Source organism: Ktedonobacter racemifer DSM 44963 (assembly GCF_000178855.1).
Classification (GTDB): Bacteria; Chloroflexota; Ktedonobacteria; order Ktedonobacterales; family Ktedonobacteraceae; genus Ktedonobacter; species Ktedonobacter racemifer.
Genome location: NZ_ADVG01000002.1, coordinates 2,539,250 through 2,564,622 on the forward strand (window position 1 = coordinate 2,539,250; position 25,373 = coordinate 2,564,622).

26 protein-coding genes and 1 pseudogene are annotated in these 25,373 nt (G+C 53.6%); 17 read left to right on the forward strand and 10 right to left on the reverse strand.

Features of this window, described 5'->3' with window-relative positions; all coding sequences use genetic code 11:
* Positions 1-205: 205 nt before the first annotated feature.
* Complete coding sequence (gene coaA / locus KRAC_RS27300) at positions 206-1,165, forward strand: type I pantothenate kinase (RefSeq protein WP_040445073.1); 960 nt, start codon at positions 206-208, stop codon at positions 1,163-1,165.
* Between the two features lie 253 nt (positions 1,166-1,418).
* On the forward strand, positions 1,419-1,754 hold the full coding sequence (locus KRAC_RS27305; protein ID WP_007912858.1) for a hypothetical protein: 336 nt from the start codon (positions 1,419-1,421) through the stop codon (positions 1,752-1,754).
* 86 nt (positions 1,755-1,840) lie between these two features.
* Here KRAC_RS27305 and KRAC_RS27310 read toward each other — a convergent pair whose 3' ends face one another.
* Positions 1,841-2,458, reverse strand: coding sequence for a TetR/AcrR family transcriptional regulator (locus tag KRAC_RS27310; protein ID WP_007912859.1), 618 nt, complete (start codon positions 2,456-2,458; stop codon positions 1,841-1,843).
* A 263-nt stretch (positions 2,459-2,721) separates the two neighbouring features.
* On the opposite strand from KRAC_RS27310, the gene KRAC_RS74660 reads away from it, so the two are divergent.
* The 5 genes and pseudogenes from KRAC_RS74660 (at position 2,722) to KRAC_RS27330 (ending at position 6,328) form a co-directional block, all read left to right on the forward strand.
* Positions 2,722-3,093 carry an SDR family NAD(P)-dependent oxidoreductase gene (locus tag KRAC_RS74660; protein WP_211221323.1) on the forward strand — a complete coding sequence of 124 codons (372 nt, stop codon included), beginning with the start codon at positions 2,722-2,724 and terminating at the stop codon, positions 3,091-3,093.
* Entirely contained in the window at positions 3,063-3,488 is a 426-nt protein-coding gene (locus tag KRAC_RS74665; RefSeq protein WP_211221324.1) for a Rossmann-fold NAD(P)-binding domain-containing protein, read from the forward strand. Before KRAC_RS74660 ends, KRAC_RS74665 begins: the two co-directional genes overlap by 31 nt.
* Before the next feature lie 70 nt (positions 3,489-3,558).
* Positions 3,559-4,739: pseudogene (locus KRAC_RS79720) on the forward strand (acyl-CoA dehydrogenase family protein).
* A 149-nt stretch (positions 4,740-4,888) separates the two neighbouring features.
* On the forward strand, positions 4,889-5,329 hold the full coding sequence (locus tag KRAC_RS27325; protein ID WP_007912860.1) for a flavin reductase family protein: 441 nt from the start codon (positions 4,889-4,891) through the stop codon (positions 5,327-5,329).
* 108 nt (positions 5,330-5,437) lie between these two features.
* Positions 5,438-6,328 (forward strand): SDR family oxidoreductase, encoded by an 891-nt coding sequence (locus tag KRAC_RS27330; protein ID WP_007912867.1) that lies wholly within the window; start codon positions 5,438-5,440, stop codon positions 6,326-6,328.
* 167 nt (positions 6,329-6,495) lie between these two features.
* Here KRAC_RS27330 and KRAC_RS73865 read toward each other — a convergent pair whose 3' ends face one another.
* The 4 genes from KRAC_RS73865 to KRAC_RS62600 all read right to left on the reverse strand — a co-directional run bounded on the left by KRAC_RS73865 (position 6,496) and on the right by KRAC_RS62600 (position 8,415).
* On the reverse strand, positions 6,496-6,648 hold the full coding sequence (locus KRAC_RS73865) for a hypothetical protein (protein ID WP_169460948.1): 153 nt from the start codon (positions 6,646-6,648) through the stop codon (positions 6,496-6,498).
* Entirely contained in the window at positions 6,632-6,949 is a 318-nt protein-coding gene (locus KRAC_RS27335) for a hypothetical protein (protein WP_040444216.1), read from the reverse strand. The genes KRAC_RS73865 and KRAC_RS27335 overlap by 17 nt, the downstream gene beginning before the upstream one ends.
* Before the next feature lie 509 nt (positions 6,950-7,458).
* Complete coding sequence (locus tag KRAC_RS62595) at positions 7,459-7,797, reverse strand: transposase (protein ID WP_157507106.1); 339 nt, start codon at positions 7,795-7,797, stop codon at positions 7,459-7,461.
* Between the two features lie 72 nt (positions 7,798-7,869).
* Entirely contained in the window at positions 7,870-8,415 is a 546-nt protein-coding gene (locus tag KRAC_RS62600) for an IS110 family RNA-guided transposase (protein WP_052568612.1), read from the reverse strand.
* A gap of 391 nt (positions 8,416-8,806) precedes the next feature.
* Here KRAC_RS62600 and KRAC_RS27350 point away from each other — a divergent pair, with 391 nt between their 5' ends.
* Together KRAC_RS27350 and KRAC_RS27355 are read left to right on the forward strand one after the other, a co-directional pair.
* Positions 8,807-9,373: a hypothetical protein gene (locus tag KRAC_RS27350; RefSeq protein WP_007912869.1), complete on the forward strand. Its 567-nt coding sequence runs from the start codon at positions 8,807-8,809 to the stop codon at positions 9,371-9,373.
* A gap of 261 nt (positions 9,374-9,634) precedes the next feature.
* The gene (locus KRAC_RS27355) at positions 9,635-11,293 is read left to right on the forward strand and encodes a glycosyltransferase family 39 protein (RefSeq protein ID WP_007912870.1); all 1,659 of its coding nucleotides are present in this window, start codon (positions 9,635-9,637) and stop codon (positions 11,291-11,293) included.
* 77 nt (positions 11,294-11,370) lie between these two features.
* On the opposite strand, the gene KRAC_RS27360 is transcribed toward KRAC_RS27355, so the two are convergent.
* Complete coding sequence (locus KRAC_RS27360) at positions 11,371-12,114, reverse strand: TetR/AcrR family transcriptional regulator (RefSeq protein WP_007912871.1); 744 nt, start codon at positions 12,112-12,114, stop codon at positions 11,371-11,373.
* 576 nt (positions 12,115-12,690) lie between these two features.
* The gene (locus KRAC_RS70275; protein WP_007912872.1) at positions 12,691-13,032 is read right to left on the reverse strand and encodes a hypothetical protein; all 342 of its coding nucleotides are present in this window, start codon (positions 13,030-13,032) and stop codon (positions 12,691-12,693) included.
* A gap of 298 nt (positions 13,033-13,330) precedes the next feature.
* Between KRAC_RS70275 and KRAC_RS27370 the strand changes: the two genes are divergently transcribed.
* From KRAC_RS27370 to KRAC_RS27380, 3 genes are all read left to right on the forward strand, one after another.
* Complete coding sequence (locus tag KRAC_RS27370) at positions 13,331-15,358, forward strand: tetratricopeptide repeat protein (RefSeq protein WP_007912873.1); 2,028 nt, start codon at positions 13,331-13,333, stop codon at positions 15,356-15,358.
* Positions 15,359-15,622: 264 nt separating this feature from the next.
* Positions 15,623-16,456, forward strand: a complete 834-nt coding sequence (modA, locus tag KRAC_RS27375) for a molybdate ABC transporter substrate-binding protein (protein ID WP_007912874.1) — start codon at positions 15,623-15,625, stop codon at positions 16,454-16,456.
* Positions 16,457-16,559: 103 nt separating this feature from the next.
* Complete coding sequence (locus KRAC_RS27380) at positions 16,560-17,390, forward strand: ABC transporter permease (RefSeq protein WP_007912875.1); 831 nt, start codon at positions 16,560-16,562, stop codon at positions 17,388-17,390.
* Positions 17,391-17,505: 115 nt separating this feature from the next.
* Here the strand turns inward: KRAC_RS27380 and KRAC_RS76295 are convergent, their stop codons facing one another.
* The gene (locus KRAC_RS76295) at positions 17,506-17,730 is read right to left on the reverse strand and encodes a hypothetical protein (protein WP_244422251.1); all 225 of its coding nucleotides are present in this window, start codon (positions 17,728-17,730) and stop codon (positions 17,506-17,508) included.
* Between the two features lie 10 nt (positions 17,731-17,740).
* Here KRAC_RS76295 and KRAC_RS66560 point away from each other — a divergent pair, with 10 nt between their 5' ends.
* The 5 genes from KRAC_RS66560 (at position 17,741) to KRAC_RS27405 (ending at position 21,869) form a co-directional block, all read left to right on the forward strand.
* On the forward strand, positions 17,741-18,253 hold the full coding sequence (locus KRAC_RS66560; protein WP_244422253.1) for a hypothetical protein: 513 nt from the start codon (positions 17,741-17,743) through the stop codon (positions 18,251-18,253).
* 581 nt (positions 18,254-18,834) lie between these two features.
* Positions 18,835-20,631 (forward strand): group II intron reverse transcriptase/maturase, encoded by a 1,797-nt coding sequence (gene ltrA, locus KRAC_RS27395; protein ID WP_007905969.1) that lies wholly within the window; start codon positions 18,835-18,837, stop codon positions 20,629-20,631.
* The gene (locus KRAC_RS27400; RefSeq protein WP_052568616.1) at positions 20,624-21,058 is read left to right on the forward strand and encodes an IS200/IS605 family accessory protein TnpB-related protein; all 435 of its coding nucleotides are present in this window, start codon (positions 20,624-20,626) and stop codon (positions 21,056-21,058) included. Before ltrA ends, KRAC_RS27400 begins: the two co-directional genes overlap by 8 nt.
* The gene (locus KRAC_RS76300; protein ID WP_244421913.1) at positions 21,037-21,210 is read left to right on the forward strand and encodes a hypothetical protein; all 174 of its coding nucleotides are present in this window, start codon (positions 21,037-21,039) and stop codon (positions 21,208-21,210) included. The genes KRAC_RS27400 and KRAC_RS76300 overlap by 22 nt, the downstream gene beginning before the upstream one ends.
* Before the next feature lie 209 nt (positions 21,211-21,419).
* The gene (locus KRAC_RS27405; protein ID WP_007912876.1) at positions 21,420-21,869 is read left to right on the forward strand and encodes an SRPBCC family protein; all 450 of its coding nucleotides are present in this window, start codon (positions 21,420-21,422) and stop codon (positions 21,867-21,869) included.
* 78 nt (positions 21,870-21,947) lie between these two features.
* Here the strand turns inward: KRAC_RS27405 and KRAC_RS27410 are convergent, their stop codons facing one another.
* Together KRAC_RS27410 and rho are read right to left on the reverse strand one after the other, a co-directional pair.
* Positions 21,948-23,438, reverse strand: a complete 1,491-nt coding sequence (locus KRAC_RS27410; RefSeq protein WP_007912877.1) for an aldehyde dehydrogenase family protein — start codon at positions 23,436-23,438, stop codon at positions 21,948-21,950.
* 211 nt (positions 23,439-23,649) lie between these two features.
* Positions 23,650-24,918, reverse strand: a complete 1,269-nt coding sequence (gene rho, locus KRAC_RS27415) for a transcription termination factor Rho (RefSeq protein ID WP_007912879.1) — start codon at positions 24,916-24,918, stop codon at positions 23,650-23,652.
* Between the last annotated feature and the right edge of the window lie 455 nt (positions 24,919-25,373).

The following is a 25,373-nucleotide window of genomic DNA, read 5'->3' on the forward strand; positions in this document are numbered from 1 at the left end:
ATGAACTTTGCAACAGCCTTGGAGTTAAAGGTGTCCATAATGTCCGCGGAACAGGAAAGTGTAGTACAATAGAACAGGTTTGCCAGTATTTTTATAACCACAAAGGAGTGAAGCGGCCTGGAGCAGTGTGCAGAAGCAATGAGCCGTGATGGCCGGGAGCAATGAATCAGTCTTTCTGCACCCTCGCCCAGGCCGTTATATCGATATGCATCTATCAAAAACTACCCCCCAGGGACACTCGCGGTTTCTCACATTTTCGCGTGAAGCATGGGCCAGCCTGCGTGCCAGCACACCTTTGACCCTTTCAGAAGAGCGCCTGAACGCTCTGCGTAGCTTGAATGACCGCATTGACCTCAACGAGGTTGAGCAGGTCTACCTGCCACTTTCCCGGCTACTCAACCTGTACGTGGCAGCCGCGCAAAAGCTACATACCGCAACGTCGACCTTCCTGGGACATCATACCGCCCAGGTTCCCTATATTATCGGTATCGCGGGCAGTGTCGCGGTTGGGAAGAGCACAACCGCCCGTCTCTTACAGGCGCTGCTCTCCGATTGGCCTTCACGCCCCAGGGTTGACCTGATTACAACTGATGGTTTTCTCTATCCTAATCGTGTCCTGTTGGAGCGCGACCTGATGCAGCGCAAGGGCTTCCCCCAAAGCTATAATCAGCGCCGCTTACTGCAATTTATGCTCGATGTGAAGGCAGGCAAGCCAGAGGTCAACGCGCCCATCTACTCACACCTGATTTATGACATTATTCCCGACCGTGTGCAGACCATTAACCAGCCTGACATCCTCATTGTTGAGGGTTTAAATGTCTTGCAGGCCAGGCGTCCCACCGGGCGCTCGGCTCAGCGCCTCTTCATCTCGGATTTCTTTGACTTCTCGATCTATGTCGATGCCGAAGAGTGCGATGTTGAGCAATGGTATGTTGAGCGCTTCCTCACCCTGCGTGAGACGGCTTTCCGCGATCCCTCATCCTTCTTCACCCGCTACGCACGCCTCTCTGAGCAGGAAGCCATCGCCACCGCACACGACATCTGGCAGCAGATCAATGGCTTAAATCTGCGTGAAAACATTCGCCCAACCCGTGAACGTGCGCATCTTATCCTGCGTAAAGGGCGCAAGCATGCCGTTGAAGAGGTCCGCCTGCGGAAAATTTAGCACCTTCCCAGATAACCAGATTATGATGCCCAACTGGCAAAGCTCTTTTTGTATCGGAATTCGCTCGCAATGCGTATTCAGAGTATGAAGAAGATACGTTTTCCGTGTCATCTTCACATGGTATGCCTGACTACGCGTTATGGCGTATACTATATAGTACAAACTCGCAGCACCTCTTCATAGGCATTTGCGCGCGAATTTCGTTGCTTAGGGCATGGCTGTCTACCAGCCTGCCAGCAGGGAGGAATGCAAGATGGGGCAAGAACGGGGTATCAATATGCACCGCCTGCGCGTCTTTTCCCAGGCGGTCAAGAGCAAGGCCAATAAGTATACGTGGAGTGGTCTGTTTATATTCGTCCTGGGAGTCGTGTTTATCGCAGCTGGCGTCAGCCTGAGCCGGGGAGTCTACTACTCTACGCCAGGGCTTCTGATTGGGCTAGGCGCTATTATCGCCATTATCGGTTTGATTCGTATCGCAATCGGCTTTATCAATCCTCAGACGCCCGAGGATCTGCCACCATCACCAGAAGAAGAACTGGTAACAAACGCGCAACATACCGTCGCTGTCGACGAGCTTTTTGAAGCGTAGAAGAAACGCGGTACAAAAAAGAGAGCCTGTCGCGACAGGCTCTCTTTTTTGTACCGCGTTTTCCTAATGCAGAGGTAAAGTTTTGCTCAACCAAGAAGAGGTTCAAGGTAACGCTGCAACACGGTTTTGAGTTCGTGTACAAGCGTTTTTCGATCAGCCTCCTCTGCTTCGAGTATGAGTGGGAGGGCAGCCTTGAAGAGTTGAACACTCATCGTGGCGCACAGGAGGCGTTGCGCCACCGGGAGGTCGGGGGCACGTACCTGAAAACCCCGCTCAAAGTTGGCTTGCATATCTTTCGGCAAAGCTTGCGTAAGACTCGCCAGGGACATCGATGGATCGGGAATTGTGAGAAGGATGTAAAAACCAGGATGGGCCAGGTGAAATGCAATCAGGGCATCAATGGCCTGATCCAGCCAGAGAGAGAAGGAACGTGATGCGGCCTCGCGCGAAAAAATAGAGCCATATATCTGTTGGAGTTCCTCAGTATATCGAGCAACCAGGGCCTGGGCAATCTCTTCTTTGTTAGAGAAGAATTGATACAGAGAGCCAGGCGAGATCCCGGCCTGCGCTGCAATATGATTGGTCGTTGCCTCATCATAGCCCATTTTCGCAAAGACAATTTCCGCGGCATTAAGAATGGAAGCAATGCGCTGTAAACCTCGCGCGCGCCGCTGAACAGGCCGTGCGTCTTTCTGCTGATCCATACGATCCTCCAAACATTCATTCCAAACAGCATCAGTATATTTTTTACGCTGGCAAACCTATTGACAATACGAGTTTTTACTCGCCTATGTAGTATAGGATACCAGGGCAGCTTTGTCCACAAGAAGCGACGCTTACCGAAAATTATCCTGAAGTATCGCCCATGGTATCCACGCTGATCCCGGTCGTTTCGACTTCAGGACTTTTATCATGATGACCATACGTCATGTTAGGTGAATTGATTGTCATAGAAGAAGGATCGCATATGAACACATCAGCCGAGACGAGGCGCTTAGATAGCAAGAGCGTGGTCGTCATTGGAGGCAGTAGAGGTCTGGGACGCGCCATTGTGGCCGCAACTCAGGCTGAAGGTGCGCGTGTGCTTGCTGTAGCACGCCAGGAAGAGCCGCTCAAGAAGCTCGTCGCAGAATATCCAGCCGTGCAAACGCTCGGACTCGATGCAAGCGACGAAAACGCTCCTGCGAAGGTCTTTGAAACGCTTTCGCCAGACGTCCTGATTGTCTGCGGAGGTGCCATACCTCATAATGTGCCACTTTCGGAGCAGAGTTGGGAGCAGTCTCACGCAACTGGAATACTGATGTCAAAATGTCGTTGCTCTTCTCGCAAGCCGCGCTGACCAGGCCGCTTCCTGCGGGAACGACTGTTATCCTCATTTCAAGCGGTGCGGCCATTGGTGGTTCTCCACTTTCGGGCGGTTATGCTGGCTCAAAACGTACACAGATGTTCATCGCCAGTTACGCCCAGAAGGAATCTGATCGCAGGGCACTTGGTTTGCGCTTCTTTGCGCTAGCGCCCGGAAGCATTATGCCAGAAACGGACCTTGGAAAAGCCGCGGTCTCGGCCTATGCTTCTTCGCTCGGAATTTCTGCCCAGGACTTCATCAAAGGCATGCCATCTCCGCAATCACCGGAATATGTCGCAAACGCGGTGGTAGAAATTGCAAGCAATCCAGGTGGCAGAGAGGGAAATGTGTTCCTGGTTTCTGGAAAAGGCATTGAGGCTTTACCATAGTTTTTTAGATTAAGAAAACGCTACCTGTGTTCATAGGAGCGTAAGATACCTCATTGAAAGTGAGCATAGAATGACAATCACTTCTCTTCCAACGCGAGCAGAGCTCGTGGGCCGTGCGAGCGCTATTGTACCTCTTCTCCAAAAACATGCGCAATGGCACGAGGAGCATCGGCGTTTGCATGAAGAAACAATCGAGGAGATGGCACGAGCTGGCGTCTTCAAATTGCGCATCCCCAAACGCTACGGAGGCTACGAAAGCGATATCCAGACCGTGGTGGATGTGCTTACCGAGATCGGGCGAGGGGACGGCTCATCCGCGTGGACGGGGCAACTCTGGTTGCATGGCGCATGGATGGTTGGCCTATTTTCCGATGCCGTCCAGGAGGAGGTCTTCTCCACCCCTGATGTCCGTGTGAGCGCACTCTTAAGCCCAACAGCGACAGCGGTGCGCACAGAGGATGGGATCGTCGTGAGCGGGCAATGGCACTTCAATTCCGGCGCGCTACACAGCCATTGGGACCTGGTCAATGCCATATCGATCACAGATGAAGGGACACCGGAGCCGATCCTTGCACTCATTCCAATGTCGCAGCTTGAGATCATCGATGACTGGGATACCTCGGGTCTGCGAGGAACCGGCAGTGTCACCACCGTGGCGAAAGAGGTCTTTGTCCCCAATGCCCATGTGCTTTCGGTCACCGCTTTAACGCAGGGGCAGTCCCAAAGTGCTTTAAACGCCGATCTCCCCTGTACCGCAGTCCGGTGATTCTAACGGGCGCGACACTTTCCAGCGTGACCGGACTTGGTCTGGCGAAGGCTGCCCTGGAGGCCTTTCTCCAGCGGCTCCCTGGTCGACACATTGCCTACACAACCTACGACAATCAGGCTGAGGTACAACTCACCCATCTCCAGGTCGCTGAGGCGGCAATAAAGATCGAGGAGGCCGAATTTCATGCCTCACACGCGGCAAGCCTTCTGGACACAAAGGCCGAGAGCGGTGAAACATGGAGCGTGGAGGAGCGCAGCCGTGTTTGTCTCGACGCAGCTCTGATCGCTTTGAGAGCCAAGGAAGCGGTAGACATACTCAACACAGCCAGCGGAGGATCGTCGGTTTACAGCAGCGTGCCTATCCAACGCATCGCGCGCGATGTTCAGGTGCTGAACTTGAACGGCCTGCTGCATCCCAATACCAATCTTGAACTCTATGGGCGGGTCCTTGTTGGCCTTCCCCCGAATACGCTCTACCTCTAGACGTGTTCTTGCCCGCGCCACACGACCCGGCAGCGATCTGCTGGAACCAGGATTGAAGGCCATCGGGTATCCTTCACAAGGCCGCTTTCGCGCTTTGTGCAACACCCGATGGTACAACCCCTGGGGTCGTGTGGCTCATCGGAGAAAACATGGAACAGGCTGCATCGAAAACACATCACAATGAGTCACGGCTGGTCGATCAAGAACGCTTTCGGGGCGTGATGAGCCGCTTCGCCAGTGGGGTGAGCATCATCACGACACGAAACGCAGGTGTTGACTACGGCCTCACCGCCAGCGCCGTCACCTCGCTCTCACTGCTCCTCATCTGCCTCAACAAGGCCTCGAACACAAGAGATGCCATCGCAGAGGCACAGGCTTTTGCAGTCAACATTCTGCGGGAAGATCAGAGCGAACTGGCGCGCCGGTTTGCCACCTCTCAGCCAGGCAAGTTCGAGGGCCAGAACATCTCCTATGGAGAACTCGGTGTGCCTCTACTGGACAATATGCTGGCTACCATGGAGTGCCGCGTTGTTGAGATCGTTTCGGGTGGCACCCACTCAATCTTCCTGGCCGAAGTGCAGACGGCCTAGGCCACAGCAGAGATGCCATTGGCCTTCTTTCGAGGAAGAATGGGCCACTTTACCTTCCTGGGCGCCGATGCCAGGTGAACAGCGATATAGTATGAAAGAGACTGAAATATGATTCTCGTTACAGGAGCAAGCGGGCTAAGCGGATCCGCAATCATCCGCGAGTTTGCTCGCCAGGGGTATCCCGTCAGGGCGCTCGTCCGAAATCGAGCAAAGGCACAGGCATTGGAGACGTTGCCTACTGTAGAGATTGTGGAAGGCGACATGCTGCGCCCTGGCACGCTCGCAGACGCGCTCTCTGGAGCAGAGCGCGTACTGCTAATCTCGACCGCTGACCAGCAGATGGTGGAGACTCAATGTGCCTTCATCGACGCTGCCAGGGAGGCTGGTGTCCGCCACATTATCAAGTTCTCCGGGGCCGAATCGGGCGTCGGTTTCAACCAGAGGAACTTCCGCTTCACGCGGATGCACGAAGACGTTGAACACTACCTCGAACAGTCCGGACTTGCCTGGACACATCTGCGCCCCAGCCAATTCATGCAAGTGTATCTGCGGGAAGCGCCTACAATCATTGCCCAGGACGCGCTCTTCCTCCCCATGGAGAACGCCAGGCTCTCACCCATCGATATTGAGGACATCGCGAAAATTGTCTGCGCGTTGCTGCGTAATGGTAGAGAGCATGAGGGTAAGAGTTACGACATGACAGGCCCTGAGTCCTTGTCAATGACAGAGGTCGCCGAGCAGATCTCTCGGGCAGTCGGGAGAAACATCCGCTATGTGAACGTCACTCCGGCAGAAAGAAGACAGGCACTTTTGGCGAAAGGAGGAGTACCCGCCTATTTCGCTGACGCCCTCGATGAACAGGTTAGCGAGCGTCTGAAATGCTCTGAATCACAGGTCTGCCTCGACGCGCACAAGGCGTTCGGGGTTCGCCCTACAACGTTCGCCGAGTTTGCGCGCCGGAATGCAGCTGTGTTCCGTGGAGAATCGATGCCATTGTAATAATGGAGATGCCTCGCTGATGCTTACTTGATTCATTTTGAGAGAGGAAAGCTGTCCCAAAAAGAACCCTTCAACCCTCTTCCTCTGAAAACTTGCTACGAGAGACAAAAAATGTCTCCTCACGATCTGAAATTTCGTTATCAATTGTTCAGATTAGGTAAGAACGCTTAGACGAGAGTCATCTCGGCTTTCGGCTGCAAGATGACCGTATTGCCCAGGCGTTCCAATTGGCGAACGAGCCGTTGTTGGATCTTCTGTTTGTTGAGTGTCGTAAAGTAGTCTACTCCTTTCTCATGATATGGCTCACCTGTTTTGACCAAGGGACACGAAAATCACCAGAATGCTGTGACCAACCGCCATTGCGGCTTTCTTGCTTCCTCGTCGCGCACTAATCCGACGGTACTGTTCGCCGAGATACGTTCGAGTATGGCCTGCGGCGTGAGCCGCCTGAATAAGCACCGTTTTGGCCCAGCGATTGCCTTGACGCGTGCGGCCACTCTGTTGCTTGCCTCCCGTGCGCATGTTGGCCTGGGCAGTAGGATAGGCCGCGGGCGAGGTACTGCATAAACAGCCCTTTTCCCCCGGCCCTCCTCCGAACGCCGCATGCGAGTTTCCAGGCACGGCGCTCTCCAGTGCTTCTCTGTTTCCAGTGAGTCTTCCTTCAGTTATGGCAGAAGCGCATCTCGCGCACCTCCCTGAGAGGAAGACTCCAAGCACCTGCTTGGCTTCCCCCTGTGGCCAGCTCTCCTGGCTTCCCTGATCGGGCGTGACTCCGACGAGTACTATCCAAGCTCCGTAACCATGAGGGTCTCCCCTTTTAGGTCATCCTGCATTCCGTCACTTGAGTACGTACGAGCACAACGTAGGTGTTCCACTCATCCCCTTCAAGAGACTCGCTGTCCATCATCTCGCCTCACGAAAGGTGGAGTGTCGGCATCTGAGTTCACTCCATGAGGCGACACCGCTCTTAGACGCTGTAGCGATGGGTGTGGGCATACACCGATTGGGGATTGGAATTTGAGCAGTGTAGCTCTCACCATATTGCACGGGTCTTGCGAGACGGTTCCATAAGCGTCTTCTGGTTTCCTCTCGCTTTCAGTGGCATGCTCTTGTCCCCGTTGTCTTTCGACTCAAGGTAAGCCATTGACCCAAGAACCTCCTTTCGAGTTCCTCCTGGCTGCGCCAGGGATACTCAAGTGCGTGATACAGCGCACCATCCCTGCCCATGAAGCCAGGTGCCGCGCATCAGGAAAGTGGTTCATGTCCCAGCCGAGTTCGCCAAGCAACACCTCGATGCTCCGTCGCGAGAGTCCTGTCACGGCATCGACCCGTTCAATGAGGGCATCAAACCTCCGTAAGCGTTCAGCCACCTCCCGGTCAAAACGAGCAATCGAGTGATCAAGCGTCGTGATCAACAGGAGCAATTCTTCGAGCTGCATCCGGTGATGTGGAGTCAGCTTGCCTTGCAAAGCTGCTTGTAACTGGTCCTCTTTCCTGACCAGGCTCCCTCGCGCCAGATGGGCCAGGTGCTCAGGATCTTCCTACCCTGCCACCAGAGCTGTGAGAATCGCTTTTCCGGTCACCCCCATCACATCCGAAACTACTACTGCCAGTTTAATATTGGCATCTTCAAGCACCTTTTGGATGCGATTGACCAGACGGGTACGCTCCTGGATCAAGCGCATGCGTGTACGGGTGAGGTCACGAACGGCTTGTTGCTCGCTGCTTGGAATGAAACTGGCCTTCAACAAGCCATGCTGCAGCAAATCAGCAAGCCATTCTGCATCTTTTACATCCGTTTTTCTCCCAGGGACGGCTTTCATGTGTTGGGCATTCACCAGTACGATTTCAAAGGAGTCTTCCAGTAAGTGATAGATGGGTTTCCAAAAGACTCCGGTGGACTCCATGGCAATCTGGCGACAGCCAGAAGCTAAAAGCCAGGTCTTGAGCGCCAGGATATCGTGAGTCATGGTACTAACCTGTCGCAATTCTTTGTGGCGCTGCCCATACTCGACAATACTTAGGCACACCACCACAAAGCGCTTATGGACATCCAGACCACTGCATCGTGGGTACACAACTTCCATCGCTGTTCCTCCTGAAAACTGATGAGATGGGCTCACAGAAAGATCACCAAGAAGGCGTCTTTCCATAATGAGAGTTTCCTCTGCGTGCTTCCAGGGTCGGAGCAACAATGAGCGGTTCTTCCAGACGCCCGAAGACAGCTTCCTTTTCAAGCTCTTCTGCTTTAGTAAGGGAGTCGTTTTCACTCCTGGGATCTTCCTCCACAAGTATAGCCACCGAGTCCTTTTTCATTCAGAGCAGTGCTCCACAGGCGCATGACCCTTCCTTTGTGAAGGCCGCAAGTCGTGGTCATCACAATAATGTTTCACATCATGAGAAAACATACTGATGCTCATAATTACTCGCAAGAGGTCACAGTAAATATGTGTGCCTACTGCTTAGAGCAAGGATGTTATGAAGAAAGGAATTCCCGTTGTGCTGAAAAAAGCATTTTGCATTTTGCTCTCCTGTGTTGCCCTTTTGAGTTTCTTTGCGCTGACAACACCATCCGCTTTTGCGGCGACGACAGCAACATCGAGAAGCGTGGCTAGAAGCGCGAACGCTCCTTGCCACACACTCGAAGTTCACTTGCATGGCACCCAGCCAGCAACAACCAACTGTCTGGATGGACAGACCACATCACGTACAAGTGGCGTTACTCCCCAGATCTCTGAGCCGCTCTTTTGCAAATTCTCCTCTGAATTAGATCTGTATTGGGATGCCGATCAATCAGGGTACCATATGTGCTTGATTGGAAGCGGCACCGCCAACTTGAAAGATTATTATACTTATGACGCAGGTAGTTGGGATAATAAGGCCAGTAGCTACTACACAGGCTGCTCGTCTGTGACCTTCTATACGAATGTTGATCGTACCGGTCACTCTATACCAGAGCCAGCCTATCACAAGGGTAACTTTACCCCAGGCCCAGTTTCCAACGATACACTGTCATCGGTCTATCTCTCAAGCAACTGCTCCTAGCCGGAAGCCGCCACAGTAGAGGGCACCGTCGCGAATAGCGTGGTTGACAACAAATGCTGCTCCCAGGTTGAATTACCTCAACCTGGGAGCAGCATTTGTTGTGGATTGAAGAATGAATGCATTACAACTCTATAGAAAAAGAGTATTCACTAGCCACTCTGGTCAATTTGTCACCCTTTTCATATGAAAGTCGTTCATCATTGATGAATTATTATTTAGAATTCTTTTGTAGCCGCACAAAACAATGCTTAGGAGAGAGTCTTGCAATCCTTTAGTAAAGAGCTGCCTTCATCGCTTGAGAAGCAGCGGAATGAAGATGATGTGTCGACTCGCAGGCGCTCCTTGCCTGGACGCATCATAATGGAGAGTTGGCTACCTGGCCTGCTCGTCGTGTGTGTCGCTCTCGGGCTTAATTTCTACCGGTTGGGAGACCCTAGCCTCTGGTTTGACGAGATTCTCTCGGTCACCAGGGCACTTCAACCATTACCTGTGGTATGGAAAATTATCTGGACAACCCAGCCCAATATGGCCTTGTACTATCTCCTCCTCCACTTCTGGCTGGATGTCACTAACGCGCTTGGCTTCGCGCCAACTGAGACGGTTGTGCGCCTTCCATCGGCCATTTGCGCGGCATTGAGCGCGCTGGTGGTGTTCCAAATGGGGCGTCGCTATCTTAGCCTCTCGGTGGCACTCCTGGCATCTGGTCTCTACGCCGTTAATGCCTTGCAGTTAACCTATGCCCAGGAGACACGTTCATATGGCTTGCAACTACTCCTGCTCTGCCTGGCATGGTACGCGCTCTTGAACATACTGACACAGGAGAAGTTGTCCTGGCGCTGGCTCGTCGTCTATGGGCTCACGGCCACGCTCTCAGTATATACCCAGATCTTTAGCTTGCTCGTCTTGCTGAGCCAGGTCATAGCGGTTGTCTGCCTGCTTGTACTGCCAACCACCTGGCGCGAGCGCACACGCCAACGCTTCCGCCCCCTGCTTTTCTGCGGAATTGTCGTAGGCATCTTGATGGTCCCCATTTTGTTGGCGAGTCGGGGAAACGACAAAACTGGCTGGATTCCCATTCCTCATCTCAATGACGTCCTCCATGTCTTCACCGTCATCAGTGGCGCACAAAAAATTTATGAGGTAATTCTGCTTGGCTTATGCCTCCTGAGCATAATTGGCGCGCTCTGCTTGCTGTTTGAACGGTTACGCGCGCCGCTTCTACGCCTTCCAGCCTTCGCGTCCCTTGGTAAGCAACCACGCATACGCCAATTCTTCCCAGTCATTGTCGTACTCGCTTGCTGGTTTGTGATTCCCTTTGTGCTCAGTTATATCATCTCGCAAGGCTCAACACGCCTGTTTATTCCCCGCTATCTTGTCGCGATTGTGCCGCCACTCATGTTACTGGCGGGGGCCAGTTGTATGCTTATCCCCTGGCGCTACATACGCCCAGTCGTAATAGTGGGTGCGCTCCTCCTGGCAAGCCTGGCACTGCCGCTGTACTATCAGAGCGCCGAGGTCGAGGATTGGCAGACACCTACAGCCTGGCTCCAGGATCACTATCAGGATGGCGATGGCATGGTCTGTTACGATAACGATCAAGGCTGTGAGGTAGGCATCGAATATTATCTGCGCGCTTATCCCACCGGTGTCACTTTCCCTGAAGATGCACCTGGCGCCTTTCCCTGGGTCCACTACGATACAACCAATCAGCTAGGGGACTCGGAATCCGCGCTTGATACAACCCAGTTGGCGGCCTATATGGCTCAACACAAGCGCCTCTTTTTTATTGTCGCGCGCCTCAGCAGTGATGACCAGGTCGCGCGGGTCAAGGCTACCCAGCAATGGCTTAACAGCCACTATCAATACCAGGACCAAGTAACGACACCTACCATGACAATTTATCTCTACAAAGTGAACTAATATAGGTGATTGCGTGGCTCACCAGGTAGGGTGTGTAGTGGCAGGTTGGCTCCTCCAACCTGCCACTACACACCCTTTTATTGGGCGGGCTCTTCCGCCTCAGAAACCAGGCCTTCTGAGGGGTGTATGGGGGGGAGAGCAAGGTTTGCGTCAACCTTGCGGCTGGCCAGGCCGAAGAGTAGCACAGGCACAACCTGCTCAGCCTGTTCCAGATAGTTAGGCTGGTAAGAGGTCTCAGGCAGTGAGGGAGAGGCTTCAAAGCCAGCAGAGCTAAGGCGCGGCGCACGTAGAATAAAGCGTTTGAGCATATTCATAAACAGGTCAGTGGCCATAAGTGCATCAACGCCATAGGTCTGCTCATTGCAAAGGAAGCCCTGACGGATTCCATCCTCAAAAATAGAGGCAATAGGCATAAGCATACCCGCGTGAAATTCCTGATATAAGTCCGCACGCGCGCGCGCGTGCAGTTCATGCTCGATATCGTGCAGCATCATACCAATGTCGATACGATTGGTGCTCACCAGGAAACGTGCCACCAGTCGCAGGCGTTCAGGCACGCTTTCATTACGATGCGCGATCCGCTCAAGTCCAGCCCGCGACTTGGCAATACTCTCCTTCACAACCGCGAAATACAGATCCTGCTTATCGGAGAAATAGTGGTAGAGGGCGGGCTGTGTCAGACCACAGGCGTCAGCAATCTGACGCGTGGAGACAGCGCGAAATCCGTATTCCATGAAGAGCTGATGCGCTGTGCGCAAAATCGTATTACGTGTCTCTTCTATATCCTCGCCTGTACTTGATCGCCTTTGACCGCGTGGCATACGTATGACTTCCTCTCTAAAGTTGGCATAATGATCTACAGCAGGTGGAAAATTGTCGGGGCACTTGACTCTAATAGAACATCCTTACGTGTCAAAACTATATGACAAGGCAGGGGTAGTGTCAAGAGGTGAGGAGGATAAGCTGAGAGTACAAGCGATACGCCTTCTAACCACCAGGAGCGAGAGGTTCGAGTAGGCAGGCCTCTCGCTCGCTAACGAGCGCATCCTCTTGACCGCTAGAGCATGCGTCGTATACAGGGGCATGCCACCCCGCAGGGCAACATGGCTTGAGAGGAACACAAGGAGGGCGATAGGGGGTGCCGTAAGAAGTAGTCTACCGATACAGACCCGCCGTCTAGCGCGCTTCAATGTGCTCGTTTGTTTCCTTCAACGATACTTATTTTAACGAGGCCGTGTTAAAGGAAAGTTATATACATGTAAACATACCGCAAAGGATAGGTAAAAATGTGTATTAAGCCAGCGAGAGGAGCCAGAACCTTGAAATTAGCTAATTTCAAGGTTCTGGCTCCTCTCGCTGGAAGCTCATCCATCAGGGTGCTGATGGGTAAGGGCGAATTATTGCTGGGGGTATGATGGATAGCCAGGGCCGACTGGTGGCTGTGGATAGCCAGGACCAGATGGTGGTTGCTGCGGGTAACCGCCAAAACCAGGGCCACGTCTCAACGCCGCCAGTTCCTGAAGCACTGGCCATTCAGCAAGCGCCAGGTAGAAAAGCAACACAAGCTCCGCCAAGGGAATAAAGACCAGCAGCAGGCTCAGCGCCCCGCTGTAGCCAGCTTTAGAGAAAATCTTCCACCAGACAAAAAGTTTAATCGCAATACTTACAAGTAGAATAACGCCTAAAACAATAAAATACGTTGTCAAGAACGCTGTCATTTGCGCCTGGCTATTGTCCATCGATTGCCTCCTCAAAAATACCTATAGTAAAACTATTCACTCTATTAAACTCATCTTTCTGTCCGAGGTAACATGCATCGTTAAGGTGTCCTCAGCATACCATGCCTCAGCGAGCGCAACAATGCAACATCTCATAAGCCAAAGGTGAGTTACCTCACCCAGCAAGCTATTTGTTGACAAGGTGGGGGTGGACTCGTACAATCTGAAAAGACACATATTGGCAGTCACGTTACCGGATTGGTAGGAGTCAACACGTAGCGCAGGCTGTAGAGATAGTGCATCGAGTGTAGAGAAGAAGATGAGCGAGAAGCAGCAGCACGAGGAAGCCCAGGCCCTCTATGCCCAGGGTCTATGGTATAGTAAACAGGCAGAAGGCGAGCGCCAGGACTACCTGGATAAAGCGATAGCCTGCCTGCAAAAGGCTCTGGAGCTTTATAGTATCCATGAGACACCCACAGAGTGGGGGCGCGCGCAAAACGCGCTGGGCGAGATCTATGGTAGCCTGGAGCGGGGGAACCGCCAGCTTAATCTCAGGCGGGCCATTGCCTGCTACCAGGCCTCACTAGAGATCTTCACGCGTGAGCAAGCGCCAGGCGAGTGGGCGCAGGCCCAGTATGGATTAGGCCTGGCCCATCTCTCGCTGCCCGGAAAGGATACGCGCCAGAGCCTGGAGAAGGCCCTGCTCTACTTCCAGAACGCACTCAAAGTCTACACGCTACAGGACTATCCCCTGGCCTGGGCTATGGTCAACAATAGCCTGGGCAATCTCTACTGCCTCCTGCCAAACGAAGATCGCTACGATACACTGAAGCAGGCCATTAGCTGCTACGAGAACGCGCTCAAAGTCTACACCAGGGATCGCGCTCCAGAGCACTGGGCCATGACACACCAGCACCTGGGCAATGTCTATGCCTTTCTCCCAGGTGGCGACAGGCAGACACACCTGCGCCGCGCCATAGAGCACTATCGCGCCTCCCTGGAAATCAATACTTATGAGCATACACCAGAGCACTGGGGCGACATCATGCATAGCCTGGGCAATGCCTACCGTAATCTCCCCCCGGGAGAAGGCGAGGGCGAAGAAGCCAATCTTCGCCAGGCTATTGACTGCTATAGCCAGGCCCTGCGCGTCTATACTCGCGAGGCGTATCCCCTGGAATGGGCCTCCACGCAGACCAATCTCGGCATTACCTATAACCTGCTGCCGGAGGGCAATGAGCAAGAACGCCTGGAGAAAGCTATTCAACAATTCCAGTATGCGCTTGACGTCTATACGCTTGAGGAACATCCTGTCGAATGGGCCAAGACGAATAATATGCTGGCCCTGACCTACCTGGACATGCCAGATGGGAATGAGCAGGAGAACCTGCGCCAGGCCATCGCCTGCTTTGAAAACACCCTGCGCGTCTATACACGTGAGCAGTTTCCTATTGGCTGGGCCAATGTACAGAGCAACCTGGGACAGGCCTATAGCCGCCTGGAGAGTGGAGATATCCAGCAGCACCTACACCAGGCCGTCAGCAACTTTGAGGCCGCGCTCACCGTCTATAATCGTAAGGCCTATGCCTTTGACTGGGCGCGTGTACAATTCTCCCTGGGAGGCGCGTACGGCTCCTTATTAGAAGAGCGCCAGGAGCACCTTCAGAAGGCCATTGCCTGCTATCGCGCGGCCCTACTTGTCTATAATAGCGAGTACACACCCCTGGAGTGGGCCGCGACCCAAACCAACCTCGGCACCTCCTACTGCCACCTGCAAGACGAGAAACCCGAGGTCCGCCAGAAACACCTTGAGCATGCTATTGCCAGCTTTGAAGCGGCTCTCAAGATCTACCAGCCAGAGTTGCATCCCCTGGACTGGCAGAAAACCCAGAGCAATCTGGGCTTTGCCTATGCTGAGCTACCCAATGGCGATCACCAGAGCAATCTCTATCACGCGATACTGCACTACGAGGCCGCCCTCCAGGTCGACTTCGCCCAGGCGGCTCCCATAGAATGGGCCTCCCTGATCTTCAACCTGGCCAACGCCTATCGCGAGTACCAGGAAGGCAACCGGCAGAAAAATTTGGAGATGGCTATCGCCCTCTACCAGGCAACCCACAAGGTCTATACTCCCACCACCTTCCCTCTCGAATGGGCCGCGACACAGAATAACAGTGGCAACACCCTGCGCGAGCTTCAGGTCGGCGACATCCGCGCCAATCTGCAAGCCGCCATTACCTGCTACGAGAACGCGCTCCAGGTCTTCTCAGCCCTCAGCATGAACACATACGCCCTGGCAGTACAAGAGAATATAGCCTCCGTCCAGAAGACACTCCAGACGCTTTAGGCGGGCCAGGGTCCCCAAGCATATACATCCCTTGCAATCCTCATAGCACCTCTAAACAAATTATTGTATGTGGCGCTGGCGGGCGAATGCTGCCCGCCAGCGCCACATACATAAAAATCTAACCTTGACTTCCATAATCCCGGCTCGTATACTCAATCATTGAGTACTTGTTTGCTGAGTATAAGAAGCTGGACGCGAGCTGACGGGCTAAGATACAAACATCCCTATGTATCACACCTGTGCTCGGATAAGGAGGTCCTCATCATGGTGCGCAAATATCGCATCTTATCGATCCTCTTGGTACTATTTACGCTACTCCTGATGGCCTGCGGAGGCACGGACACATCGACGAACACCAAACAGAGTACGGCGAGCGCCTCGCCTGTGACCCTCAATGTCTTCGCTGCTGCCTCGCTTACTGAGTCTTTCAAGGATATAGCCACCCAGTATAAGCAGGCGCATCCCAACGTGACCATCACATATAATTTCAATGGCTCTCAGCTCCTTGAGCAACAGATCGCCAATGGTGCCAGCGCCGATATCTTTGCCTCGGCCGATCAGACAAATATGAAGAAGGCCAGTGATGCCAGCCTGGTCACCACCAGCAAGGTTTTCGCCCGCAACAAGCTGGCGGTCATTATTCCATCCAGCAATCCTGGCAAAATTCAAGTGCTGAAGGACCTGGCACAGAAAGGCAAGAAGATCGTAGTCGCGGCCCCTTCTGTCCCGGTTGGAAAGTATATGTTGCAAGTCCTGGATAAGATGGGCAAGTCCGCCGACTATGGCAGCGGCTATGAGAACGCAGTCAAGGGCAACTTCGTCTCTCAGGAGGAGAACGTCAAATCCGTCGTACAGAAGGTGCAAACGGGTGAGGCCGACGCGGGCTTTGTCTACCTGACGGATATCACGCAGGCCGTTTCGTCGAAGGTAACGCTTATTGACATCCCTGATACCTTTAACGTCATCGCCGAGTATCCCATCGCTGTCACCAAAGACTCGAAATATGCTCAGGATGCGCAAGCGTTCATCGATTTCGTGCTCTCCACACAGGGCCAGGCCATTCTCACACGTTATCACTTTATCAGCGTGAATAGTTAATAGATATAAAATAGGGTAGGCTGGCGTTGCCAACCTACCCTATTTTATATCTATATACCTATTAGCTTTACAAGGATGAAGGCAGAACATAAGGGGAGAGCATATGGAGCAGTCAAGCAAGCAACACCTCACGTACTGGACAGGGCAGTGGCGAGGGCGCTGGGGAAACCTCCTCTTTCGCCTGGGCATCGGACTGCTGAGCGCGCTTTTTCTCCTTTTTCTGGGTATCCCCCTGGTCGCGCTGCTCTTCCATGAGGCCCCTGCTGTCGTCTGGAGCGAGTTGCAACAGCCAGATATCCTCCAGGCCCTACAAATCAGCCTGCTGACAACCACGGTGAGCACCCTCCTGGCCGTTGTCTTTGGCCTGCCCGTGGCCTATCTCCTGGCGCGAGGCAGCTTTCGCGGGCACGGCTTTCTGGAAACCCTGGTGACCATGCCAACCGTTCTCCCACCTGTGGTAGCGGGCGTGGCCCTGCTACTGACCTTTGGACGCATGGGACTGCTTGGGAGCTATCTGCGCACCTTTGGCATCAGCATCCCCTTTACCACTGTTGCCGTCATTATGGCCCAGACCTTTATCGCCGCCCCTTTCTTTATCAATAGCGCCAAGGCCGGGCTGGAGCAGATGGATCGGCGCTACGAGCAGGCGGCCTATACGCTGCGCGCCTCCGCCTGGTATACCTTCAGGCGCGTGACCCTCCCACTGATTCGTCCCGCGCTCCTGGCGGGAGTTGGCCTGAGTTGGGCGCGCGCCCTGGGTGAATTTGGCGCGACGATTACCTTCGCGGGCAACTTTCCCGGCATCACCCAGACAATGCCCACCGCCATCTATCTCGCCTCGCAGGACGACCTGGACAAATCTATCGCCCTGGCAGTAGTCCTGCTCGCCGTCTCCTTTGGCCTGCTGCTAGCCCTACGCATCAGGCGCGTATAAGAGGGGTGTGATAAACGTTTCCAAGGATTCATGCCAGCCGGATATTGACAACTGGAGACGTCTCTGGTAGAGTTTTGTTAGAAAGCATGTTCTTGTGTGAAACGCCAAGAGAGGTTCACCGACACGAAGGACGTGTTGTTGGAAAAGGAGAAGGTACCAGGTGCAGTTGGTCGAACGACATCTCATTCGTCACCAGGATGCACGCTTTGCCGTCATTGATCGGGCAGCTTTTGCCTCCAAAAACCTGTACAACCAGGCCAATTACCACGTCCGGCAAGCCTTCATTCACGAGGGAACCTATCTGCCCTACGCTGCCATCTTCCATCGCTTGAAACAGCATGAGGCCTATTGTGCCCTGCCTCGCAAAGTCAGTAATGCCATCCTCATTCAGCTCCACCACAATTGGGTCAGCTTTTTTGCGCGTGATGGAGGCCTACCGCGAAGACCCCTCTGCCTTCACGGGACGCCCCAATCTCCCTGGCTATCAAGACAAGGCCAAGGGCCGTTTCCTGCTCATCTACGAGAAAAAAGCCCTGGGCAAGAGGGCATTCAAGCGCACGGGCAAGCTGATCCCATCAGGATTGCCCATCGAGATCGCGACCCAGATCACCTGGGAGGCCATCAGGCAGGTTCGCATCGTTCCACGCGCTGATGGCTACATGCTGGAGGTCGTCTATGAGCAGGAGCTCCAACCGGCTGCGGTCAACCCGCAGCTTCGAGCCGCCGTGGATGTGGGCGTCAATGTGCTCGCAGCCATCACCAGCGACAAATCTGGTTTTGTGCCTCGCCTGGTGAGTGGCAAACCCCTCAAAAGCCTCAATCAGTGCTACGTGCGATCCGTTCAGCCGAAACTTGCTGGATAAGTAAGGGGAAGGCTGGCAAGACATTGATCAATGTCTTGATAACTGATTATCTGACGTGAGGTGCAATTCCTCACCTGTGAAGTGAGCACGGAAAGACGATGCCCTACGGTAGCGACTGGTCCTCAATCCGTAAAGCGGTATCCAGGAGAGGAAACTGCTAGTCTGAAGCAGACCCATCTCCGAGTCAGGCGGCTATGGTTAGCAGTTCATTCAACAGAATGAATAACGCGAATGTGCAACGGAACCATCGTTAGGTTGAACAAGTCAAACAGGCTGATAGACTTGACCAAAAGGTAAGGTACCAATCTGCGAAACAATGGAGAAAGTGAAAGGGTAGTGTAGTGATACCCTGCCTCACTCACTAGCGTACCCGGTGGATAGCACAAACCTACGGCAGCGCAAAACAGATAATCGGAACGGAGTAACTCGAAGGTACGCTCTCATTGGAGGTCGATACGATGAGCAGGAAACCATCCGCAAGCTGCCTCCGAGAAGGATTGCCTAAAAAGCCAATGCCTGGGGTAATGCCCAGGATATGCTGACGTAGGCACGGTAACATGGAATGAAGAGAAACGAGTAGTATGGTGAAAACGAAGGCACCCAAGATCAAGCTACCACCTGACCCTGAGAGTGAAAGTTGGAACAAGCTGCCCTGGCGCAAGCTCGAGCAGCATGTTTACCGCCTACAAAAGCGCATCTTCAAAGCCGAGAGCCGTGGCAACACAAGAGCAGTCCACAAACTACAGAAACTTCTGATGAAATCCAGAGCGACAAGGCTTTTAGCGGTTCGACGAGTGACCCAAGACAACCAGGGAAAACGCACAGCAGGCATTGACGGAGTAAAATCAGTCAAACCGGCCCAGCGTTTCACTCTGGCTGAACAAATCCACCCCAAGCAATGGTCTCAATACAAACCCCAACCAGTGCGAAGGATCTATATTCCCAAGCCTGGAAAGGATGAGAAAAGACCCTTGGGGATTCCCATCATGCGAGATCGCTCGCACCAGTGCCTCGTAAAGTTCGCTTTAGAGCCACAATGGGAAGCCAAATTTGAACCCAATAGCTTTGGTTTCCGCCCTGGACGTTCCTGTCATGATGCAATTCAAACCATTCACACCAATATCTGCACACAGGCAAAGTATGTCCTGGATGCCGATATTAAAGGAGCATTTGATCATATTGATCATCAGGCACTTCTCGCCAAACTCGACACCTATCCCGCAGTAAGGCTGCTTGTGAAAGCTTGGCTCAAAGCGGGAATCATTGATAATGGCATATTTGACGAGACCCGGAAAGGAACCCCGCAGGGGGGAGTCATCTCACCATTACTTATGAATATCGCGCTTCATGGTATGGAAACGGACTTGATAGCGGCCTACCGGTGGAAGGAGGGACGACCCAAATTTGTCCGCTACGCCGATGATCTGGTGGTTTTCCATCCCAAGCTCGAAGGCGTCGAAAAAGCAAAAGAAATCCTTTCGGAATGGTTACAGCGCATTGGACTAGAACTCAAGCCGAGCAAGACACGGATCACGCACACCTTGATGGAATATCAGGGAAAAACGGGATTTGATTTCCTTGGTTTCACCATACGCCAGTATCCGATGGGGAAAACACACACCGGAAAGCGGCCTAATGGTCAACCACTTGGCTTCAAGACACTCATCAGACCCAGTAAGGAAGCGATTGCGCACCATGTGAAAGAAACGCATCGTCTGGTAGCAGAGCACCGGAGCATGAAACAGGAAAAGCTCATTAAAGAGTTGAACCCGGTCATTTACGGATGGGCAAACTACTACCGAAGCATCTGTGCAAGAAGGGCATTCAAGCACTGCGACATGGTACTTTTTCGACAATTGGAAAGATGGGCGAATCGCAGGCACCCAAACAAAAATCGACACTGGATTATGCAAAAGTATTGGAAAGTGGATGAAGGAAAGGGATGGATCTTCCGAACCCCCGACCTACAACTACGAAACCACCAACAAACATACATCCGGCGTCATGTAAAAGTGAAAGGAACTGCCAGCCCATATGACGGAAATCTTCTTTACTGGAGCCAGCGACTCAAGAAACACCCGCTTCTTAACGGAGTTAAAGCAAAACTTTTACAGAAGCAAGAGGGAAAATGCCGTTGGTGTGGACTGTACTTCAAAGATGAAGACCTCATAGAGATCGATCACATTACCCCGAAAAGTGAAGGAGGCGGAGAGGAATTGAGCAACAAGTTCGCTCTCCATCGTCATTGCCACGACGAGCGCCACTCGAAAAAGGCCAACGGTACCTACGACAAAGGCCATGTTACTGAGGAGCCGTGTGACGGGAAACTGTCAAGCACGGTTTTGAAGACGAGTAGGAGTGGTGACACTCATGCTTAGTTTTAACAACAAAGAGCGCGCCAGGCAGCAGCAACGCCTCGCGCATGAGAACCTATACACCTCGCGCTCCCTGGATCGTGTGACGACGAAGCGCAATCGCCGTGTGGATGCGTATCTGCACACGGCCAGCCGTCGGATCATTGATCTGTTGGTGGGCGAAGGCATCGGAACGCTGGTGATTGGCAAGAATCCCTTGTGGAAACAGGAAGTGACCATGGGGCGCAAGAACAACCAGCAGTTTGTGCAGCTTCCCCATGCTCGCTTTATTGAGCAGTTGACCTACAAAGCGCACCTGGTTGGGATCAGGGTCATCCTTCAAGAAGAAAGCTACACCAGCAAGGCCAGTTTTCTGGACGACGACCCCATCCCATCCCAACCTATGAGGCCAACGCTGCTGAGAAGCCGGTGTTTTCAGGCAAGCGTGTGACTCGCAGTTGGTATCGCGCCAGGGATGGACGCCTCATTCATGCCGATATCAACGGATCGTACAACATCTTACGCAAAAGTAGCTCCGACCCTTTGCAAGTGGGGCGAGGAGTAGCGGGAGCCGCAGTTCTCCCCAGACGGCTGGCCGTCTGAACGGATGACCTCTAGGCATAGGTGTCATCATTTTAAGATACTGTAGGCATGTAGGTAGACCCGGTTCGCTTGGTGTGATGTGTATGTTGATAATAGCAGTGACAGGCGAGCAGCACAGCCTGTGCACAGGCATCACCAGGAAGAGATAACACATTAAGCAGAACTGGGGCTGTCCATCAGCCCACCACCAGGAAGGGAAGGTTTTCACTATGGGAGAATATGAGCGCTCTATTAAGATCCAGGCTCCCAGGCGCCAGGTAGAAGACTTTATGTCGGACGTGAGCAATCTGCCCAAGTACCTGCCGACGACGAAGCGCGCGGAGCCACAGCAAGGAGAGCGTGTACGCGTCGAGGGCGAGGCTCATGGACACCACTATGACTCTGATGGCTTCTTCCGCGTCGACAAGAGCAAGAACCGCATGGAATGGGGTGCGGAAGGCGAAGAGCGCTATCGCGGCTGGCTTGCAGCCAAAGGCGATGAAAACAAAGGCCCAACAGAGGTCACTGTCCATCTATCTTTTGAGCCTTCGCCCAAGATCAGCCGTGAAATGCAAGAGTCCATCAGCTCACAGGAAAAAACCATCAACGAAAGCCTGGATCACGCCCTGCAATCGCTCAAGAACCTCGTTGAAGGCACCAGCGGCCGCCCAGAACGTTAGATAACTATCCCATACAACGCTGGTGTACTGAAGAGAGGGGTCCAACCTGCGGGCTGGACCCCTCTCTTCGGTTACATCCTAACTGTCAATCTGGGCTTTCTGCAGTTTGCCGCTGTAGTCGGTGTAGACCACCTTCCACTCGGTGAAGACATCGAGGCCAGCAATGCCCGCCTCGCGGTGGCCGTTGCCAGTACCGCGCGTGCCCCCGAAGGGAAGTTGGATCTCGGCACCCGTCGTGCCAGAGTTGATATAGAGGATGCCCGTGGTCAGGTCGCGCATGGCCCGCTGAGCATTGTTAATGTTCTGGGTATAAATCGCGCTGGAGAGGCCAAACGGCGTCTGGTTATTGACCGCGATGGCCTCGTCGAAGGTGTCGACCGCGATCACGGAGAGCACTGGGCCAAAGATCTCCTCCTGGGCAATGCGCATTTCCGGGCGCACATCTTTAAAGAGCGTCGGGCGATAGAAATTCCCGGAAGTCAGTCCTTCGCCTTCAGCACACGCTCCACCCGTTACCAGCGTCGCCCCCTCGCCCTGGCCAATCTCGACATAGGCATGGATCTTCTCAAGCTGGCTGGCATTGATCACCGGTCCGACATCTACCTGCTCATCCAGGCCATCACCCAGGCGCAGTTGCTCAATACGCGGCAGCAACTTCTCTAGCAGGTGATCATGCACGCCACGCTGCACGATCAGGCGGCTACAGGCGGTACAGCGCTGACCCGTGGTACCATAGGCACTCCAGAGGACACCCTCCACCGCCAGATCCAGGTCGGCATCATCGAGAACGATAACGGCGTTTTTGCCACCCATCTCCAGCGAGACGCGTTTCAGCGATTGCGCCGCCTCGACCGCTACATGACGTCCCGATTCAGTCGAACCGGTAAAGGAAATGACCGCCACATCGGGATGATGAATTAGGGCCTCGCCTACCTCATGACCAGAGCCACATACGAGATTGACTACGCCTTCAGGCAGACCAGCTTCCTGAAGGATCTCGACCAGGCGCAAGGCACTCTGTGGTGTATCCGAGGCGGGTTTAAGGACAATGGCATTGCCGGCAACCAGCGCCGGAAACATCTTCCAGGTCGGGATGGCAATGGGAAAGTTCCAGGGCGTGATGCAGGCCACAACCCCCACGGGATCGCGCAGAGCCATACCACTCTTATTGGGTAGCTCCACGGGCACGGTATAGCCGAAGAGGCGGCGGCCCTCACCAGCCATGTAGTAGGCCATGTCGATGCCTTCTTGCACATCGCCGCGTGTCTCTTTGAGTACCTTCCCCATCTCGCGCGTCATGATGCGTGCCAATTCCTCTTTGTGGCGCGAAAGCAGCTCGCCGACACGAAAGAGAATCTCGCCGCGCTTAGGCGCGGGGACGAGACGCCAGTGCTCAAAGGCCTGGCGGGCAGCGGCAACGGCTGCATCTACATCGGCCGTGGACGAGAGCGGGAAATGGCCGAGTACTTCGCCCGTGGCGGGATTATAGTTGGCAAAGGTTCTTCCCTCACGCGCGGCCTGCCACTTGCCACCAATAAAGTTTTGAAACGTCTGCACAGTGGTCGTCATGCAATACCTCCTGACAAAAAATACAGCGCTCCACCATCTGGACCGCTCAAGCGATGAGACGAGAGAAGACCAGTTCTGCTAGCTGGTATCCTGCTCGTTGTGGTTCTACTAGCATTTAGTATGCTATGCCAAACCACGAGTCAGGCGCAAGAGCAAGGTGACGCGCTGTATATATCAGGGAATATGCGATTGTGAAGCAGTCAAACGACTGTTACGAGATGCTCCCTTTGAGGGTCGCCAGGAACTCCATGTTGTTGCCTGTCTTCGACATATGCTGCAAGAGAGCCTCCATGGCCTCCAGACCCGTACGACCGGCCTGATCAGACAGGGTCGCGAACATGCGGCGCATGACCACAACGGCGCGCAGCGTCTTCTCGTCGAGCAGGAGTTCTTCGCGGCGAGTGCTGGAGAGGGAAATGTCGATGGCGGGGAAGATGCGGCGCTCGGCAAGTTTACGATTCAGGATAAGCTCCATATTGCCGGTACCTTTGAACTCTTCGTAGATCACATCGTCCATACGGCTGCCTGTATCAACCAGGCAGGTGCCGATGATGGTCAGACTACCACCCTCTTCAATCTTACGGGCGGCACCGAAGAAGCGCTTGGGGGGAAAGAGCGCGCTGGGATCGAGACCGCCGGAGAGGGTACGCCCACTTGGCTGCACGGCCAGGTTATAGGCGCGACTCAGACGCGTGATACTATCGAGCAGAACAACGACATCGCGTCCACCTTCCACCAGGCGCTTGGCCCGTTCGAGTACCATCTCAGCCACGCGTGTATGCGCCTCAGTCGGCTCATCGAAAGTTGAGCTAATGACCTCGGCCTTCACGGAACGCTTCATATCCGTGACTTCCTCAGGGCGCTCACCAATCAGGGCGATCATCAAATGCACATCGTCATAGTTCGCGGTGATGGAATTGGCGATGGACTTGAGGAGCATGGTTTTACCGGCTTTAGGAGGGGAGACGATCAGGCCGCGCTGTCCACGACCGATGGGGGAGACAAGGTTGATGATGCGTCCGGAGATGTTAGAGGCACCCGTCTCAAGGTTGAACATCTCTCGTGGGGAGATCGGCGTCAGAACCTCGAAGTGGGGTCGCCGTTTAGCGACTTCCGGATCGACACCGTTGATCGCCTCGACGCGCAACAGGCCATAATACTTCTCGTTATCCTTGGGTGGGCGAACCTGGCCTGACACCATGTCACCGGTACGCAGGCCAAAGCGACGAATCTGCGATTGCGAGACATAGACATCCATATTCCCGGGCAAGAAGCGCTCTTGACGGAGGAAGCCAAAGCCATCTTCAACGATCTCCAATACCCCTGCGCTAAAGATGTTGCCTTGCTGTTCGGTGTTGGCCTGGAGGAGTCGGAAAACGAGGTCTTGTTTCTTGAGGGTGCTGTAGCCGGAGAGTTCAAGGTCGCGAGCGATATCACGTAACTCCGGCAGCGTTTTAACTTCTAACTCTGCAATGTTCACGGTATGTAGGGCGGCGAAGCATTCAATTGCTTGAGGAAAGCGCCCCTTCTCCTTTCTGGGTTGAACCTAGATGAAATTGGTGGGAAAGAAACAAAGCTTTTAATGGAAACAAAGCTTTTAATGAAAGTACAATCATGCGGGAAGAGCAGACCTCCCCTGTAAAGCGTGGTTGTGGCATCGGGTAGCTTTGATGAAGTAAGAGGTGCCAGCTAATGGTCCAAAGAACATGTACGACTTCTCAACACATAGCCATCGTCGGCGTGTAAAATTTTGGAATTTGTATTTGAATTTGTGTGCCTGGAATTTGCTTGGACCTGGTTGTTCACCAGTGGTGGCGTGGCACACATCTTTGGAGCTAGCATGAATATATCATATGGTATAAAGAGATGTCAAGAGCTGGAGTACATATCTACCTTCACATCCACTGCAGCAGTGATCAAGGCTGATTGCCAGGA